At 67.6% G+C, this 340-nt stretch carries 1 protein-coding gene; it reads left to right on the top strand.

Annotated features, from left to right (window positions below; all coding sequences use genetic code 11):
* Window positions 1–44: 44 nt before the first annotated feature.
* Window positions 45–340, top strand: a 296-nt coding sequence (locus tag ACYQ1H_RS15615; RefSeq protein WP_460028959.1) for a polysaccharide deacetylase family protein, incomplete at its 3' end; no start/stop codon positions are given.

The raw sequence follows: 340 nt of genomic DNA, 5'->3' as shown, positions 1-340 counted from the left end.
GCTCGTTGGGGCGAATATCACCGGAGGCGGCGTGGCAGGAAGCCGTGTGCTCCAAACAGCTGCTGGAGCAGCAGCTCGGGCAGGCCATCAACAGCTTTGCCTACCCGTTCGGCATGCGTTTCGACGAGAACCCCACGACCGCCCGGCTTCTGGCCACGGCCGGTTACACCAGCGTGTTCATTGCCCAGCATGGCGTCATCCGGCCCGGCAGCGATCGATTGCGCCTGCCGCGGGTGAAGGTCGAGGGCGGCGATCCCGGGTGGCTGTTCCCCCGCCTGTGCGCGGGTGCGATGGATGGCTGGCGATACGTCGATGGCACCCTGTGGCGTCTCCAGCGGCC

This window comes from Methyloparacoccus murrellii (assembly GCF_054657115.1).
The sequence above is the reverse complement of the archived record's forward strand: the minus strand, read 5'-3'. Positions and strand labels throughout refer to the sequence as shown.